The sequence below is a fragment of the Paenibacillus sp. YYML68 genome, from assembly GCF_027923405.1.
Classification (GTDB): Bacteria; Bacillota; Bacilli; order Paenibacillales; family NBRC-103111; genus Paenibacillus_G.
Map to the genome: position 1 here is coordinate 2,645,803 of NZ_BQYI01000001.1, position 16,055 is coordinate 2,661,857.

The 16,055-nt window shown below is 56.7% G+C and carries 14 protein-coding genes; 6 read left to right on the forward strand and 8 right to left on the reverse strand.

What is annotated here, in order from left to right:
- Positions 1-30 precede the first annotated feature (30 nt).
- Both PAE68_RS12155 and PAE68_RS12160 read right to left on the reverse strand, forming a co-directional pair.
- A complete protein-coding gene (locus tag PAE68_RS12155) occupies positions 31-1,791 on the reverse strand; it encodes a vWA domain-containing protein (RefSeq protein WP_281887365.1) in 1,761 nt (586 codons plus the stop codon).
- A 16-nt stretch (positions 1,792-1,807) separates the two neighbouring features.
- Entirely contained in the window at positions 1,808-3,109 is a 1,302-nt protein-coding gene (locus PAE68_RS12160; RefSeq protein ID WP_281887366.1) for an AAA family ATPase, read from the reverse strand.
- A gap of 201 nt (positions 3,110-3,310) precedes the next feature.
- Here PAE68_RS12160 and PAE68_RS12165 point away from each other — a divergent pair, with 201 nt between their 5' ends.
- The 3 genes from PAE68_RS12165 (at position 3,311) to PAE68_RS12175 (ending at position 7,010) form a co-directional block, all read left to right on the forward strand.
- Complete coding sequence (locus PAE68_RS12165; RefSeq protein ID WP_281887367.1) at positions 3,311-4,996, forward strand: putative bifunctional diguanylate cyclase/phosphodiesterase; 1,686 nt, start codon at positions 3,311-3,313, stop codon at positions 4,994-4,996.
- Positions 4,997-5,149: 153 nt separating this feature from the next.
- A complete protein-coding gene (gene larE / locus PAE68_RS12170; protein ID WP_281887368.1) occupies positions 5,150-6,007 on the forward strand; it encodes an ATP-dependent sacrificial sulfur transferase LarE in 858 nt (285 codons plus the stop codon).
- A gap of 13 nt (positions 6,008-6,020) precedes the next feature.
- Positions 6,021-7,010: a 2-hydroxyacid dehydrogenase gene (locus tag PAE68_RS12175; protein ID WP_281887369.1), complete on the forward strand. Its 990-nt coding sequence runs from the start codon at positions 6,021-6,023 to the stop codon at positions 7,008-7,010.
- A 121-nt stretch (positions 7,011-7,131) separates the two neighbouring features.
- On the opposite strand, the gene PAE68_RS12180 is transcribed toward PAE68_RS12175, so the two are convergent.
- From PAE68_RS12180 to PAE68_RS12205, 6 genes are all read right to left on the reverse strand, one after another.
- Entirely contained in the window at positions 7,132-7,266 is a 135-nt protein-coding gene (locus tag PAE68_RS12180; protein ID WP_281887370.1) for a hypothetical protein, read from the reverse strand.
- A gap of 85 nt (positions 7,267-7,351) precedes the next feature.
- Positions 7,352-9,499: a HelD family protein gene (locus PAE68_RS12185; protein ID WP_281887371.1), complete on the reverse strand. Its 2,148-nt coding sequence runs from the start codon at positions 9,497-9,499 to the stop codon at positions 7,352-7,354.
- A gap of 200 nt (positions 9,500-9,699) precedes the next feature.
- Positions 9,700-9,846, reverse strand: a complete 147-nt coding sequence (locus PAE68_RS12190; protein WP_281887372.1) for a DUF4023 domain-containing protein — start codon at positions 9,844-9,846, stop codon at positions 9,700-9,702.
- A gap of 67 nt (positions 9,847-9,913) precedes the next feature.
- The gene (locus PAE68_RS12195) at positions 9,914-10,264 is read right to left on the reverse strand and encodes a hypothetical protein (RefSeq protein ID WP_281887373.1); all 351 of its coding nucleotides are present in this window, start codon (positions 10,262-10,264) and stop codon (positions 9,914-9,916) included.
- Positions 10,265-10,469: 205 nt separating this feature from the next.
- Positions 10,470-11,438, reverse strand: coding sequence for a metal ABC transporter solute-binding protein, Zn/Mn family (locus tag PAE68_RS12200; RefSeq protein ID WP_397378669.1), 969 nt, complete (start codon positions 11,436-11,438; stop codon positions 10,470-10,472).
- Positions 11,439-11,632: 194 nt separating this feature from the next.
- On the reverse strand, positions 11,633-12,370 hold the full coding sequence (locus PAE68_RS12205) for a ZIP family metal transporter (RefSeq protein WP_281887374.1): 738 nt from the start codon (positions 12,368-12,370) through the stop codon (positions 11,633-11,635).
- A gap of 252 nt (positions 12,371-12,622) precedes the next feature.
- Here PAE68_RS12205 and nikA point away from each other — a divergent pair, with 252 nt between their 5' ends.
- The 3 genes from nikA to nikC are packed head-to-tail and all read left to right on the forward strand — an operon-like array spanning position 12,623 to position 16,039.
- On the forward strand, positions 12,623-14,212 hold the full coding sequence (nikA, locus tag PAE68_RS12210) for a nickel ABC transporter substrate-binding protein (protein ID WP_281887375.1): 1,590 nt from the start codon (positions 12,623-12,625) through the stop codon (positions 14,210-14,212).
- A 4-nt stretch (positions 14,213-14,216) separates the two neighbouring features.
- Complete coding sequence (nikB, locus tag PAE68_RS12215; protein WP_397379468.1) at positions 14,217-15,158, forward strand: nickel ABC transporter permease; 942 nt, start codon at positions 14,217-14,219, stop codon at positions 15,156-15,158.
- Entirely contained in the window at positions 15,155-16,039 is an 885-nt protein-coding gene (gene nikC / locus PAE68_RS12220; RefSeq protein WP_281887377.1) for a nickel transporter permease, read from the forward strand. The genes nikB and nikC overlap by 4 nt, the downstream gene beginning before the upstream one ends.
- Positions 16,040-16,055: the final 16 nt, after the last annotated feature.

Sequence of the window (16,055 nt, forward strand, 5' to 3'; positions counted from 1 at the left end):
TCGTTGCTAGTGTTCCGCGAGCTCGGGGCGTCAGTGTTCCTCGCGCTTGCCGCCCTTCTGCTGTCGCCCATCGATGGACACGCGTGTGCGTGTCTTGAACACATCGAGCAGCAGCTCATGCTGCTGCTGCGTCTCCCAAGTCGCGGCGAACCGCACTTGATGGGACACGCCCAGAATGTCGTAGCGCTGTGCGAGATGCTGTCTGGCCGTGCCGATGATGAGCGAGTGGAGCCGCACCTGCTTCTTCTCCCCGAGCACGGCAAGTGCCTCGCGCACTGGCGGCGAGATGGCGCCGACGCCGTCGGTCACCATGACGAAGTCGGCGTCACGGTAAGCGGGCTGCGAGCCGACGAGCTCGATGCCGCGGCGAATCGGCGCGTCGAAGTGCGTGCCGCCGCCGAAGGCGAGCTGGGTCAGCGCGTAGAAGGAGGTCCAGTTCGGCTTGCGCCAATAGAGCGGCTGCTCGAGCAGCTCGCCCTTCGCGCCGAACAGGAGCAGCAGGAAGTCGCGCTTCTCCAGCAGGCTGAACGCCGCGAACGTGGCGATGAACAGCTGCGCCAGTCTGAGCTTCGAGCCGCGCATTGAATGCGACGTGTCGAGCATGCAGATGACAGGTCCCTTCTCCGGCTCCTCGGACGAGCCGGAGATGTTATAGCTGAGCAGCTTGCTCTCCAGCCAGCGAACCATGAAGTATGCTTCATAGTCGGGATCGGCCAGCAGACTCGCTTCGCTCGGCAGCATGTGCGCGATGTCTGCGGATTGCCGAAGATCGTCGTAGCTCTCCGGAATGCGAGTGGAGCGCACCTTACGCCTGACGGCCTTCAGCTGCTGTACGTTCCGGCCGACCTCCTGCAGGAAGGCGAGCAGGTCGGGGTATCGCTTCAGCTTCTCTACCCATAACATGAAGTCAGCGAACTGCTGCCGCTGGAGCCGGCCGAGATCGCTGCCCCAGCGCCTGTTCGCCACGCGCTGGCTCGCCTGCATCAGCTCCGCCAGCTCGAGCGCGTCGTGCTCCTCGCGCTTGAGCGAATGGCGCAGCGCCTCATTCAGCCAGCCTCCGAGTTGCTCCTCGAGCTGGGCAATGACGTCCTGCTCCTTCTTGCGTATCCGCTCCAGCTGCTTCTCGCGCTCCTTGAGCTCCTGCTCGGCCTTAGCCAGCTTCTGACGCAGCTTATCACGGCGCATGAAGTCGGTGCGCATCTCCTCCTGCAGCGTGCGGACGCGTTCCTTGAGCGACTGCACCTCTGCGGCGACGAGAGGTCTAGCATCGAGAGCAGCTTGCTTATCCTCCACATTCTTCTTCCCGAGCTGCAGCGTGTACCCGACAAGCCGCAGCTTCTCCAGCTGCTTGTCCGACAGCTGCTCCTGCACCTGCGTCGATTCTAGACCCTGCTGCGCCTTACGGTCGCTCAGCCCGATCGTGCGAAGCTGCTCTTCTTCCTTCCGCCGCCGCTTGATCTCCTCCTCGAACGTGGTGGTCAGCCACATGAGCGCCTTGAGCGCCGTTCGGAACGACGCGTTCACTTGACCGATCGTCACCGGGTGTACATTGCGGTAAAAAAGCTGCTTCCTCAGCTCGCGCACAAGCCACCGATGGAACGGCGTCGCTTCCGCGTGTGCATCCTCCTCAGGCTTGGCGAGGAAGAAGCAGAAATAGAAATCGGCGAACAGCTCGATGCTGAACCAGGCGGTGCGCGTCTTCGTCTGGCGAATCCATTCCTGGGCGGATCGGGAGGAGGTGACATAGCCGTCGAATACGTAGCGATCGACCCGTGTTGAGCGAATGATCATAGGAGTGACCTCATTCCTACAAGGTGTAATCGTAGTCGATGCCAGGCAGCTCGCGGTCGAACAGCGTCCGGTACAGACCTTGCAGCGTCTGTAGCGTGCGCTCGCCTTGAATACGCAGCTGCGAATATTTCACCGCGTAATGCGCGCTATGCAGCACGAGGAAGTTACGATTCCGAATATAGCCAGGCAAGTCCTTCTCACGCTGCAGCCACTGAATGAGCTTGCCCTGCAGCTCGCGTGCCGTCTCCTCCAGCTCCAGCTTGCAGGACTCGAGATTGTCCTTCGCCTTCGTCTGCTCCTCCTGGGTCAGTCGTGCGCCGACCTCCTTCTTGAACTGGAACGCATGCAGCTCATCCTGCTTCGCGAGCCAATGGGAAGCGATCCGATCATAACGGCGAAGCGGCAGCTCCCGTTCGTTCTCCGCCTTCAGCGTCTCCTGGAAGCATTGCTGGAATAGCTCGTTCATAACGCTGTAATCCTCTGGCAAGTCCCACAGCAGGTGAGGCGTGAAGACGGTGTCCCAGACGTTCGCTTCCGAACGTCCGTTCAAGGCGGCGGACGTCTTCCAGATGTGGCCGATTTTGCGCCAGCGCCGATCCGATAGCTTGTACTCCTTCTCCTCAAGAGCGGTCTTGAGCTGGTACAGCATATAGATGAGCGTCTCGGGCAGGTGAACGTGCTGGGCGGCACTGCGCACCGTCTCGACCTGCTCCAGTGACAGCAGCGGCTGAAGCGGTTCCTCTGGCAACTGGAACATCTGTTCGTAGCTCGATAGCTGCTTCAGATAGTCCACCTCATACCGGATCAGGAACCGATCGTACAGCGCGGCTAGCTGCTCGTTCTCCTCTGGCAGCTCGTTCGAGGCGGCGATTAGGAAGCGAAGTGGGGTCTTCTCTTTCTCCTGACCGTTAAAAAATATACGTTCATTCAAGATGGACAGCAGTGCATTAAGGATGGCGCTGTTCGCCTTGAAAATTTCATCGAGGAAAGCAAAATCGACTGACGGCAAATAGCCCTCCGTCTTGCGTACATATTGATCCTGCTTCAGCATCTGTAACGAAACGGGTCCGAACATTTCGTCAGGAGTCGTGAACCGGGTCAGCAAATAATCGAACCAGCGTCCGTTGCCGAACAGCTGGGCCACTGCGCGGGCGAGCTGAGATTTGGCCGTGCCCGGCGGGCCGACCAGCAGTGCATTCTCTCCGGACATTACGCCTAGCAGCAAGAGACGGATTAGCTGCTCCCGTTCCAGGAACCGTGCCTCCAGCTGCTCGATCGCTTGCTCTAGCCTGCTCTGAATCAACGCTATATTGTTCATACACCCATCCCCTTATGTCCATTTCGTATTCGGTTACGCAGGTACTTGTCATATTGTAGCAGACCCGTACTCATTTCTCTAATTTCGATGAAAGCTTAAAAAAATTTACAAAAGACGACGTAAACCTACATTTTTCTATGCTATAATTAGCTTGCTTCAAGAGAGCCTTAGCAGATAGAAAGAGTGGGAGAGAAAATAGGTATGGGACAAAGGGGAGAATTGACGAGCCGCAATGAGTTTGCGTTATTCGAAGCCTATCTGGATCCGATGTTCATTATAGATTCTGATGGTGATATTGTTCGTTATAACGGCGCCATGCTTGAGCGAATGGGCGTGCAGCAGCGAGCCGGGTTCAATCTGTATACATATGTGCCCGAAACAAGCTGCTCGGAGCTGCGAGTGTTGCTGAGCCGATCGCTTGAAGGACAGACATGTGAGCTGGAGACGAGCTTTCGGTTTGACCAAGAGTCTTATACGACCGTCGACATGAAGCTAATTCCGTTTGACGATTACAAGAAGCGTTACATATATGTTGTCCTTCGAGACAAAACGGAGCTGAAGCGTGCCGAAGTGCTCGTTCGTCATGTGACCTATTATGACACACTCACGAATCTTCCGAACCGGATGATGTTTCAGATCGAGCTTACACGGGAGCTGTCTGAATGTCAGAGCCGAAGCGGCTCGTTCGCGCTTGTGCTCGTGCAGGTGGATCGGTTCAGGCACATTACCGATTCGCTTGGCTACAATGCCGCCGACCTGCTGCTGAAGGAAGCGGCGGACCGGCTTCGCGGCTGCTTGAAGGAGACCGATCATCTAAGCCGGATCGGCACCTGCGAGTTCGCTGTTATTCTCAAGCGCGGCCCGGGTCTTGAGGAGGTCAGGCAGCTGATCGAGCGCATCCGCTCAAGGCTGCTGCTGCCTCTGCGCATCGATCAGATGGAGACGGTGATGACAGCGAGCATCGGCTCCTCGGTGTATCCAGAGGATGGCTCCGATGTCGACTCGCTGCTGCGGTATGCCTCGATGATCCAATCGTCGTCCAGCGATCTGCCTGAACGTGTCGGGCAGCAGGAGCGCGATCAATACACTTACTTGGCTCAGCGCCGAATGATGCTGGACAATGACTTGCGCAAGGCGCTGACTGTGGGCGAGCTGGAATTGCATTACCAGCCGCAATACGACATCCGCAGCAATCGGCTGATCGGTGTGGAGGCGCTGCTGCGCTGGCGACATCCACAGCACGGCTTGATTCCACCGTGCGACTTCATCCCGTTAGCGGAGGAGACAGGACTGATCGTGCCGATCGGGGAGTGGGTGCTGCGGACGGCCTGCATCCAGGCGCAGCAGTGGCGTGAGGCAGGCTGCCCGGATTTAACGATCTCGGTCAATTTGTCCGTGAAGCAGCTGCAGGCGACGAACTTGATCGGCAGCGTATATGGCATCTTGAAGGAGACGGGCCTCGACCCGAGTGCGCTGGAGCTTGAGATTACGGAGAGCATCGCCATGCACGATGTACAGCGTATGATCCGCAAGCTGCATGAGCTCAAAAATCTAGGCATCCGTATCTCGATGGACGACTTCGGCACCGGCTACAGCTCGCTGCACTATTTGACGAAGTTTCCGCTGCATAAGCTCAAGATCGATCAATCATTCGTCCGTGGCATATCGGCAGACAGCGATAATGCAGTGATCGTGCAAACGATTGTGTCGATGGCCCGACATCTGAACCTCGACGTGCTTGCTGAAGGGGTGGAGACGTCAGAGGACTTGAGCTATTTGCAAGGTCTGAGCTGCACGAGCGCGCAAGGCTATTACTTCAGTAAGCCGATTACGGCCGAGCAATTCGAGCTGCTTCTGTGCGATCAGAGGACCTGTGTGACCGTCTAGCCTGGCGTTCTCGGAAGAAAACGTTTCTTCTTGAGACAAAACCGTCTATAATAAGCTTCAGCGGACAATTTAAAGCGAATCCGCATCACGGAAAACGTGTGCAATACACCATGGACAGTGCTTGGTGCACACGGAATGGAGGCTGAATGATAGATGCAGGCAAATGGTGTGATGGAGCTCAAATATGAAACGCTTCAAAATATACTTAAGCAAATGGGCAAGGTCGTCGTTGCCTTCTCAGGAGGCGTAGACAGCACGTATTTGCTCAAGGCGGCGCTCGATACGCTCGGACCGGAGCACGTGCTTGCCATTACCGCAGACTCGGAGACTTATCCGGCACGCGAGCTGGAGGAAGCCGTCAAGCTGGCTCAATCGATGGCGGCGCCGCATGAGGTTATACATACGAGCGAGCTGAACATTCCAGGCTATGCCGAGAACCCGACGAATCGATGCTACTTCTGCAAAAACTCGCTGTTCGAGCATCTCATTCCGATCGCGGAGGCAAAGGGCTTCCCATATGTGATCTTCGGTGCGATTGCCGACGATCTGGGTGAACATCGGCCAGGCTTGCAGGCTGCACATGAACGTGGTGTGAGAGCGCCGCTGCTCGAGGCGGGCATTCTGAAGTCCGAGATTCGTCACTTGTCTCGACTTGCCGGACTGACGACGTGGGATAAGCCATCCTTCGCTTGCTTGTCGTCGCGCATCCCATATGGAGAAGCGATCACGGCAGAGAAGCTGTCGATGATTGATCGCGCTGAAGATTTCATCATGCAGCTCGGCTTCCGTCAAGTGCGCGTCAGACAGCATGAGAACTTGGCGCGTATCGAGGTGCCGGCATCTGACATCGCCCAGCTCGCCTCTGTAGCCGATACGGTGCAGGCGAAGCTTCGTGAGATCGGCTATGCCTATGTGACGATTGACCTGAAGGGCTATCGCTCAGGCAGCCTGAACGAGGTGCTGCCAACTGAGCAGCAGTCGATAGGTGCGACTGGCATGACCATATCGTAGGGAGGGCGACTGAATGTCGAAAGCAAAGGTATATATTTCAAAGGCGATTCCGAAGCCAGCTGCGGATTATTTAGAGGAGCGGTTCGATTGTCGCACCTGGGACGGTCAAGGCGCTGCATCGCGTGAGCGGCTGCTGGAGGAGCTTGCTGAGGTGGAAGGGCTGTTGACGGCTAGCTCCGTCATTAATCAGGAGCTATTGGATCGCGCGCCGAAGCTGCGGGCAGTCAGCACGGTGTCGGTCGGATACAACCACTTCGATGTGCAAGCGATGAAGGAGCGGGGAGTGATCGGCACGCATACTCCCTATGTGCTGGACGACACGGTAGCCGATCTGGTGCTCGGCATGATGCTGTCCGTATCGCGGAGACTGCCTGAGCTGGATCAGTTCGTGAAGCAGGGTCGATGGCAGCGTGGAGTCGGCTTGAAGGAAGAGCATTTCTTTGGCTTCGACGTGCATCATCGTACGATCGGCATTATCGGGATGGGGCGGATCGGTGAGGCGATCGCTCAGCGTGCAGTGCACGGCTTCGGGATGAAGCTGCTGTATACGTCCCGTTCAGCGAAGCCTGAGGTGGAGCAGCGCTTCGGGGGCGAGCGACGGGAGCTCGACGCGCTGCTCGCGCAGTCCGATTACGTCGTGCTGATGACGCCGCTCACCGCCGAGACGAAGCATATGCTGCGCGAGGAGCACTTCCGACGGATGAAGCCGACGGCCTTCTTCATTAATGCATCGCGCGGACAGACGATTGAGGAGTCGGCGCTTGTGAAGGCGCTGCAGAACGGCTGGATCGCCGGAGCTGCGCTCGATGTGTTCGATCCGGAGCCGCCAAGCCCCGATAATCCGTTGCTCGCGATGACGAACGTCGTCACGCTGCCGCATATCGGCTCGGCGACGGCTGCTACCCGCGATGATATGGTCATGCTCGCGGCACGGAACCTTGCAGCAGCGCTGCTCGGGGAGAAGCCGCCGAACGTCGTGCCGGAGCTGGCGCACCTTGTGTAGCGTCTGTACTTTTGCCATCGCCGAGTGAGAGGTGTAAATGAAATAGCCGTCCAGCTGACTGGACGGCTATTCGACGTATGCACGCTAACGAGAGGCAGGAGGGAGTGAAGTGTATTCGTCGTTACAGAAGCTCCTTCAGCCCATTCCAGAAGACGTTGACCGCGAAGTAGAGGAACAGGGCGGCTGATGCATAGGACAGCCACTTGACGATGGAGGCGCCCATCAGCTTGCCTGAGCGAGCGCTGATCAAGGCCATGGCCAGCGACCAGACGAGCCCAGCTGCGAAGAAGCCTGCGCAGAGAATAGAAACCCTTGCCCGAATAAAAAGAGGTCTGTCATGCTCATGAAATCAGCTCCGATCGAGCCCCCTCATACCATAGCTCCAGCTCGTGCAGCGCACGGGTGCAGCCAACGTACAGCAGCCGAGCATCCCACATCGTCCGCTCATAGCTGGCAGCATCCGCATCGACGATCAGCACAGCATCGAACTCGAGCCCCTTGGACAAGTAGACCGGCAGTACCGATACGCCGCCCTCGTAATGCTGCTGACCGGCGCTGATCCGGTGCACGTCCGGGCAGCCCGCTGCGGCCAGCGCCTCGTGCAGCATGCTGCTGCGCTCCTCCGTTCGCGTCAGCACAGCGAATGTCCCTTCGCCGCCGCGCTCTCGGAAGGTGCGGATGTGCGCGATGAGCCGCTCGAGCAGCTCATGCTCTGCGACCTCATGTACCGCGACCTCGCGGCCGCTGCGAAATACAGGCACAGCCAGCGCGGGCGGCGGCTCGGGTGCGCGCTCCAGTACACCGTTCGCGAACTCGATAATTTCCATCGTGGAGCGGTAGCTGCGGTTCAGCGTGAAGAAGCCCCGCTCGTCCTCCGGAAATAGATGCAGCAGCTCCTCCCAGCGGTGTACACCCTGATACGCATGAATGCCCTGTGACAGATCGCCCAGTATCGTGAAGGAACCGTTCTTCGTATGCAGCTGCAGCAGCGCGACCTGGAACGGGGAGAAATCTTGCGCCTCGTCAATGACCGTATGATCGAAGCGATCGTCGCTGTGGATACTATAGAAGCGATGATGGATAAGCAGCATCGGCGCCAAGTCCTCGGGCTGTACCTTCTTCTTCTTGGCCAGCTTCAGACTGTCGGCGCGTACGGACTCAGATAGCAGCTCGCCGTCGTGCTTGTGCACGGCTGTCTGCACGAAGTCAGGCAGCTTATCGTCTGGCAGCAGCAGCTCCTTGTAGAAGGTGAACGGCGTGTAAGGTGTCCACAGCTTGCCATATTCGCGCAAGGAAGCGGACACCTTCTTCTTATACTCCTTCCGCAGATGCACCTCCCACACCTTCTCCAGCTCCAGCTCGGACCATCGCTTGATGCGGGCGAGAATGCGCTCGCGCCGCTTCATGACCGGCTCATGCTTATATTCGACGTCATACCACTGCTGGATGACCGCAGCGGGCAGCTTCTTGCCCGGCCAAGGCGAATAATCCTTCTTCGGCACCGCTTGACGCTCATATTCGTCCAGGACGGCCTGCAGCAGCTCCATGAACGCAAGAGAGCCCTTCATGCGTCCCGGAGCGCTATCATCGGCCATGGGCCGTGTCTTGCCAGTACGGAACCATAGCTCTAGTCGGTCCGCTGCAGCTGACAGCTCGATCTCGTCCTCTAGCAGCCCGAGCGCCCAATCAGCGAACGTCGTCTGCTGAATGTGACCAACCCCGAGCTCAGGCAGCACGCCCGATATATAATCGAGGAACATTCGGTTCGGTGCAAAAATAATCATGCGCTCTGCGTTCACCTGACCCCGATATTGATACAGCAGGAAGGCAAGCCGGTGAAGCGCAACCGTCGTCTTCCCGCTGCCTGCGACGCCTTGAATAACGAGCGCATCGTTCTTCGCTGAACGGATGATCGCATCCTGCTCTGCCTGAATCGTGGATACAATGTCGCGTAGCTTGTTATCCTTGTTCTCGCCGAGTCGGTACAGCAGGAACTCATCGGTAACCGCACCATCGGCTTGGCTCCGATCGAACGTATCGACGACACGCTGCAGCAGCTGCTTGCGGATGACGAGGTTACGCTTCAGATAGACGAGTCCTTCGATCGTACCCTCGGGCGATTCGTAGCTGGTAGCCTCCGTGCCGCCTGTGAATGAGTAGAAGAGGCTGGCTACAGGAGCGCGCCAATCGATGACGAGCAGGTCCGGCGACTCGGCCTTCTCGACGCCGAATTTGCCAATATAGAGCGGCGTCGGCGACGTCTTGCCGGACTCCTGAAAGTCCAAGCGACCGAAGTACGGCTCTGACTTCGCGTGGGTTAAGGCATGGCGCTTGTTCTCACGGATCGATTCGAGCACTTGCTCGGACACATCATGTCCCGTGTAGCGAGGCGTTGCTTCCAGCCTCGCCAGCTGCTCGTCCATATCTTGAATCGTTCGGTTCAAGTAGTCCAGCTCCTGCTGGTAAGCTTGCTCTAAAGCGGTATCCATCGATCGTTCCTCCCAACAGATGCATCGTCCTAGCGATGTGATGCAAATTCCAGATGATGACAATAAGGTGAAAATTATAACATAGTGCTGAACAAGTGACAATACACGGCTCCATGGCTCATTAGACGAAAAAAAACCGCAAGCCGCTCGTACGAACGGCCTGCGGTCACATATAGGGGCAATTGCGGCTGCGATGCTCGTTAGTTGCCCTTCAAGTGCTGCTTATGCGGCAGCTTCTTCTCCGGATGACCGTCGCCATGCAGCTTACGGTTGTGCTCATCCTTCTGCTGGGTGTCATGGAGCTTGTCTACGAATTGCTCGGTGGTGCCCTTCAAATCGTCTCTCATCGCCATTCCCTCCCTTCGTGCAACAGTTAGTATGCCCGAGGGAGCGGGCACGATTCTTTGAATTCGATCAAGCCTTCCACTTCATAATGATGTAACCCGCCACGACGACTGCAAGCCCGGTGTACGTGCGCCACGTCGGGATCTCCTTCAGGAAGATGTAGCCCATCAGCACGCAGATGAAAATTTCGATGCCCTTGGCAATGCTGAGTGAGAAGGTGAGATTGTTCGTGGACTTGTAGCTGAGCTTGACGCCGTAGCCGACCATGACATTCGCAACGAAGAAGAGGGGCACCAGCTTCAGCTGGTACCAGAGTGTTGGCCATAGCGCTGGATCGATGTGCTTGCTCTGGTAGGAGAAGATGCTGTTGATGATGAGCAGGCCTGCTAACAGCAGGCCCATTCCATATAGCAGTAGCATAGGCTGCGTACTCCTTATCGAGTTGAGATAGGGTGGAACAGGAGTAATGTTTCCTGTACGCAACAATTTTAACCGTATGAAGATTCGACAGTCTGTCTAGTACAGGATGCACCCAAAAAACGGCATTCGCCTCTCGCGCCAGCCAGAGGCTGTAACGATCGACGAATGCCGCTGCATAAAAATAGGAAATCAGTTCAATGGCAGCTTACTTCAAAGCTTCTACTATTGTATGCACGTTATGCTTCACCATGCCGATGTAGGTGCCTTCTGGCGTACCTTCTTCACCCATTGCGTCGGAGAACAGCTCGCCGCCAACCTTGATCTCATGGCCCTTCTGCTTCGCACCTTCAATGACGGCATCGATTGCCTTGCGTGATACGCTCGACTCGATGAATACAGCCTTGATCTTGTTCTCCACGAGGAAGTCGCGCAGGTCGGTAACATCCTTCGTTCCAGCCTCGGAAGCGGTGCTGATGCCTTGCAGACCCATCACCTTAATATCGTAGGCTTCGCCGAAATAGCCGAACGCATCATGTGCGGTAATGAGCACGCGGCTCTGCTGTGGAATGGTGGCGATCTGCTGCTTCACTTCGGTATGGAGCTTGTCGAGCTCCTTCAAATAATGGTCGGCATTCATCTTGTATGACTCAGCATTCTTCGCATCGGCCTTCATCAGCGTATCGCGGATGACCTCAGTTGCGCTCATCCAGTATTGCACGTTGAACCAGATGTGCGGGTCGTGCTCGGTGCCTTCTACCGGATCGCCTGCAAGCAGCTTGCCTTGCTCCAGCTTGCTCGTAACGGCGACAGTCGGCTTCTCCTTGGCGATGCGCTCGAAGATGTCGAGCATCTTGCCCTCAAGATGCAGACCGTTATAGAAGATGACATCGGCCTTATCCAGCTTCGCGAGGTCGCCTTGGGAAGCCTTATACATGTGCGGATCGACGCCAGCCTGCATTAACCCTTCAACTTGCACATGCTCGCCGCCGACCTGCTTGACGACATCTGTAATCATGCCGATCGTCGTCGTGACCTTCAGCTTGCCCTCAGCGCCTTGGAATGCTGCGCCAGAGCCGCACGCGCTAATGGCGAGCACGAGGGCCATGCAGGTGAGCATCAGCGTCCAGCGGTGCATCGTGGACTTCATTCTTTTCGTTCGAGCAGAAATCAACATCCGTTTTCTCTCCTCCCATTTCCATTGCGCAATTGTTTTGTCCTTGTGCAACATTCGGCTCAAAAAAAATATGCCTTAAGTAGTCTGCTTCTGTACAGGTGCCTAGCGTTACTTTATTATCCTACTACAAAATAATTGCTTGTACAACACTATTTTTACTTGGGGCAAAAAAATAAACATAAATTAACAACTGCTTATCCGTCGAAGCAGACAAGCAGTATCAGCATAAGCAGCAGTCCGATAATAAAGGAGAAGGTCGCTGCCCGCTCATGACCGTGACCGTGCGTCTCTGGAATAAGCTCCTTGTACACGATGAACAGCATTGCTCCTGCGGCGAAGGACAGACCATAAGGGACAAGGTGCGAAGAGAGCGCGCTCAAGTACCAGCCGCTTAAGCTCGCGGCCAGCTCGATCGTGCCAGTCAGGAAGGCGATGGCGATCGCATGTCGTCTGAGTATGCGTTGGTTGACGAGGAACAGGGCGATCAGCAGTCCTTCGGGCGCATTCTGTAATCCAATCGACAGGGCGACAGTCGTCCCGAGACTCTCCTCCTGACTTGCGTAGCTGACTCCGACGGACAGTCCCTCCGGAATGTTGTGCAGCGCCATCGCTGCGAGCAGCATAATCGACTTCGCATTGAGTCCGGTATCGAGACGCGAATGAACAGGATCGGTGTGCGGCAAGTAATCCTCCAGCAGACTAAGCACGAGCGCGCCGAGCAGGAGGCCAGTGCTGAGCACGAACAGATTCCCGAGCTTCAGGGCAGACGGAATGAGGCCGAAGGTGGTAGCTGCGACCATGACGCCCGCGGTAAGCGCAAGCAGTACGTCCATGCGGCGATGGGATACTTTATTGAGGAAGATGACGGGAATTGCGCCAAGTCCGGTCGACAGTGCGGATAAGCCTCCGCCGATCAGCATATCGTTAAGCATGGGATAGCCTCCGCTGTTAGGATAGATAGACTGGACTCAACTCAGTAGCTGAACGTTATCATGATTCATCCGTATACGTGCTAGGCGCCAGGGATGATCGTTCAATTATGTATATGTGCTGCTTGTCTCTTCATGACTGGAAGTTAAATCGTAATATATACTATTTACAACAATCGGAAGATGGGGTAAACTAACATTCAAATCGTAATCGTTACACCTATTATTGAGCGAAGTAGAAGGGATGAAGATCACTTGAACACGTTGTTACAATCTATAACTCGCCCGCTGCGGCGAATGAAGCTTATTCCGGTTATGATGCTCGGCTTGTCAGCCGCTATCGCGATCTCAGGATGCAGCAGTACGCCAGGAGCTTCGACAGCGCCTCAAGAGTCGGCTGCACCGAAGAAGCTGACATTGTTGCACCACTTCAAGAGTGGGAGCCTTGATCCGCATAACGATTGGACGCCGGTGAGAGCGGGCGTAACAGAGACGCTGATGCGACTAGATGCAGAGCTTCGCATCCAGCCTTGGCTCGCGGAGAAATGGGAATCCGTCGACGAGCGGACGTGGCGCTTCACGCTGCGCGAAGGCGTTACGTTCCACGATGGAACGAAGCTCGATGCAGCAGCAGCGAAGGCATCGCTAGAGCGCGGTGCTGCCGTCAGCAAGGCGATTGCTAGCTCGCTCAAGATCGCTTCTATGGAAGCGAGCGGTCAGACGTTGACAATCGTGACGACGGAGCCGCATCCGGGCTTGCTGTCGGAGCTTGTGAACCCGTACTCCTCGATCATTAGCGTTGAGGCGGAGAAGAAGGCTGGACGCGAGGCGTTCAACTTGGCCCCAGTCGGTACAGGTCCGTTCAAGGTGAAGTCGTTCAAGCCGAATATTGAGGTTCAGCTGGAGCGCAACGATACATATTGGGATGGTAAGGCCAAGCTTCAGGAGGTGACGTACCGCTTCAATGAAGATGGCAATGTGCGGGCATTAGCGCTGCAAGCGAAGGAGGCGGATATCGCCACTCAGCTGCCTGCAGAGACAGTCGATACCATTAAGGGCAATTCGGCGCTCGAGGTGCACTCTGTACCTAGTCTGCGCGTCCACTTCGTGCTGTACAACCAGAAGAAGCCGCATTTACAGGATATAAGGGTACGTAAGGCGCTAGACCTGCTGTTGAATCGTGAGAGCGTCGCGAAGGACGTGATGCTCGGCCATGCTACGCCTGCGAACGGACCCTTCAACACGAGACTGCCGTTCGCGAGCCAGGAGAAGGTACAGCCTCTCGATATCGAGAAGGCGAAGCAGCTGCTGGTGGAGGCGGGCTACACGCCGGGTACGGATGGCAAGCTGGCGAAGGACGGCAAGCCGCTCACGCTGGAGCTGATTACGTATAAGGCGCGTCCTGAGCTGCCGCTGATTGCTCAGCTGCTGCAATCCGACGCTGCGAAGGCAGGCGTAACGATTCAGATTAAGACGGTAGAGAATGCCGACGTTCACTTGCGAGAGAACAAGGAATGGGATCTGGCTACTTACTCGAACTTGACTGCACCGCGCGGAGATGGAGCCTACTTCCTGAATACAGCGATGATGCCGGGCGGCTCGCTTAATGCGGGTAGCATTAACAGCGAGAAGCTGAGCGAAATCGTCGGTCGACTGAACCGCGCCAGCGCTCCGGACGAACGAATCGGACTGACACGTGAAGCGACAGCCGTCATTCATGAAGAGACTCCGCATTCGTATGCCGTGTTCCCGAATCTGATCGTCGGTACGAACAAGCGGGTCGTCGACTGGAAGCCAGGAGCGGAGGAGTACTATATCATTACGAAGCAAATGGATGTGAAGTAACGTGTTGAAGCTAATCGGCTCGCGCATGCTGCAGCTGGTCTATGTGCTCGCACTCTTATCGATCGTGACGTTCGCGCTCATGAAGCTGGCACCGGGAGACCCGGTGCTCAGCATGCTTCGGGTCGACGAGGTGACGGTAACGGAGGCCGATGAGGCTGCGCTCCGCGAGGAGCTCGGCCTGGATCGGCCCCTTGTGCTGCAATACGCCGAATGGGTGTGGCGGCTCGTCCAGCTCGATCTGGGCGATTCTTATTTCAAAGGCAAGCCGGTGCTTGAAGTGCTCGCCGAGCGACTGCCGGCCACATTACAGCTGACGGCAGGCTCACTGCTCGTCATGCTTGCAACTGCACTGCCACTCGGAGCGCTGTCCGCCGCATACGCCGGACGACTGCCAGATCATCTGAGCCGCATCTTGGCGCTAATTGGCTCGTCGATGCCGACGTTCTGGGTCGGACTGCTCTTCATCTATTTATTCGGCTATAAGCTGTCGTGGCTGCCGACGATGGGGATGGGAACGCCTCAGCACTTGATCTTGCCCTGCTTGACGTTCGGACTTGGACTTGCGACGATCTATGCACGCTTGCTGCGGGCAGGACTGCTTGAGGTGCTGTCTCAGGAGTATATTCGAGCGGCCCGGGCGCGTGGTCTGTCGGAATGGCGCGTGATGACCCGTTATGCGATGCGGGCGGCGCTTGCCCCGGTGCTGACGATCTTCGGCATGAGCATCGGCAGTCTGCTGGCAGGCTCGGTCGTCGTCGAGACATTGTTCTCATGGCCGGGCATCGGGAACATGGCGGTGGAGGCGATCTTCCATCGGGATTATCCATTGATTCAAGGCTATGTGCTGCTGACCGGTATGTTCGTCGTCGTCGTGAATCTTGCCGTCGATCTGCTATATGGTCTCTTGGACCCGCGTGTTCGGCATGCAAGGGGGGAGCTGCAATGAGAACGGACCAATCAATAGAAGGGGCTGTGGTTGCGGCCCCGAATGATCGCTGGATCGTAAGAATGCTTCGACGTATATTCGGGCAAAAGCTGCTGAGCATCGGCCTCGTGCTGCTTGTACTCGTTGCTCTGTTCGCGCTCGTTGCTCCGCTCGCGGTGCAGAACGACCCGTACACGGTCCATATGGCCGATCGGTTGAAGCCGCCGAGCTGGACGTATCCGCTAGGCACCGACTCGATGGGCAGGTGCATGCTTACTAGACTCGCCTATGGCGCCCAGTCGACGCTAGGCGTTGCAGCGCTGGCGGTCGCGATTGTATGTCTTGTTGGCGTGCCTGTTGGCCTTCTAGCGGGATACGCTCGCGGGCGGATCGATGCGATCTTTATGCGGCTGGCGGACGGTGTGGGAGCGCTGCCTGAATTTCTATGGGCGATTGCGATTGCGGGCTTCCTCGGACCGAGTCTGTTTCACCTGCTGATCGCTATTATTATTGTAAACTGGATTAGCTATGCACGCGTTGTGCGAGGCATCGTGCTGAGCGAGCGCGAAAAGGAATATGTGCTGGCTGCCCGTGCGGCAGGTGCGGGAGGGGCGACGATCATTCGTCGTCATCTGCTCCCTCAGGTCGTGTCTCCGGTCGTGGTGATGGCGGCGCTCGACGTAGGGTCAACGATCTTGATTATATCCTCGATGTCTTATCTCGGTCTTGGGGCACAGCCGCCGATTCCGGAATGGGGCGCGATGCTGAATGATGGACGTCCGTACTTCCAGTCGGCGGCTCAGCTGATGATTATACCAGGTGTAGCGATTATGACGGTCGTCATCGCCTTCCAGCTCACAGCAGAAGGGCTGCGGGATCGCTGGGATGTACGAGGTAAATGAGTAGTGGGGGAATAGG

What these genes read in the sequence shown, in the direction of transcription:
- PAE68_RS12155 (WP_281887365.1), bottom strand. Translation starts at nt 1,791, where the DNA reads ATGATCATTCGCTCAACACGGGTCGATCGCTACGTATTCGACGGCTAT.
- PAE68_RS12160 (WP_281887366.1), bottom strand. Translation starts at nt 3,109, where the DNA reads ATGAACAATATAGCGTTGATTCAGAGCAGGCTAGAGCAAGCGATCGAG.
- PAE68_RS12165 (WP_281887367.1), top strand. Translation starts at nt 3,311, where the DNA reads ATGGGACAAAGGGGAGAATTGACGAGCCGCAATGAGTTTGCGTTATTC.
- larE (WP_281887368.1), top strand. Translation starts at nt 5,150, where the DNA reads ATGCAGGCAAATGGTGTGATGGAGCTCAAATATGAAACGCTTCAAAAT.
- PAE68_RS12175 (WP_281887369.1), top strand. Translation starts at nt 6,021, where the DNA reads ATGTCGAAAGCAAAGGTATATATTTCAAAGGCGATTCCGAAGCCAGCT.
- PAE68_RS12180 (WP_281887370.1), bottom strand. Translation starts at nt 7,266, where the DNA reads ATGGCCTTGATCAGCGCTCGCTCAGGCAAGCTGATGGGCGCCTCCATC.
- PAE68_RS12185 (WP_281887371.1), bottom strand. Translation starts at nt 9,499, where the DNA reads ATGGATACCGCTTTAGAGCAAGCTTACCAGCAGGAGCTGGACTACTTG.
- PAE68_RS12190 (WP_281887372.1), bottom strand. Translation starts at nt 9,846, where the DNA reads ATGAGAGACGATTTGAAGGGCACCACCGAGCAATTCGTAGACAAGCTC.
- PAE68_RS12195 (WP_281887373.1), bottom strand. Translation starts at nt 10,264, where the DNA reads ATGCTACTGCTATATGGAATGGGCCTGCTGTTAGCAGGCCTGCTCATC.
- PAE68_RS12200 (WP_397378669.1), bottom strand. Translation starts at nt 11,438, where the DNA reads ATGTTGATTTCTGCTCGAACGAAAAGAATGAAGTCCACGATGCACCGC.
- PAE68_RS12205 (WP_281887374.1), bottom strand. Translation starts at nt 12,370, where the DNA reads ATGCTTAACGATATGCTGATCGGCGGAGGCTTATCCGCACTGTCGACC.
- nikC (WP_281887377.1), top strand. Translation starts at nt 15,155, where the DNA reads ATGAGAACGGACCAATCAATAGAAGGGGCTGTGGTTGCGGCCCCGAAT.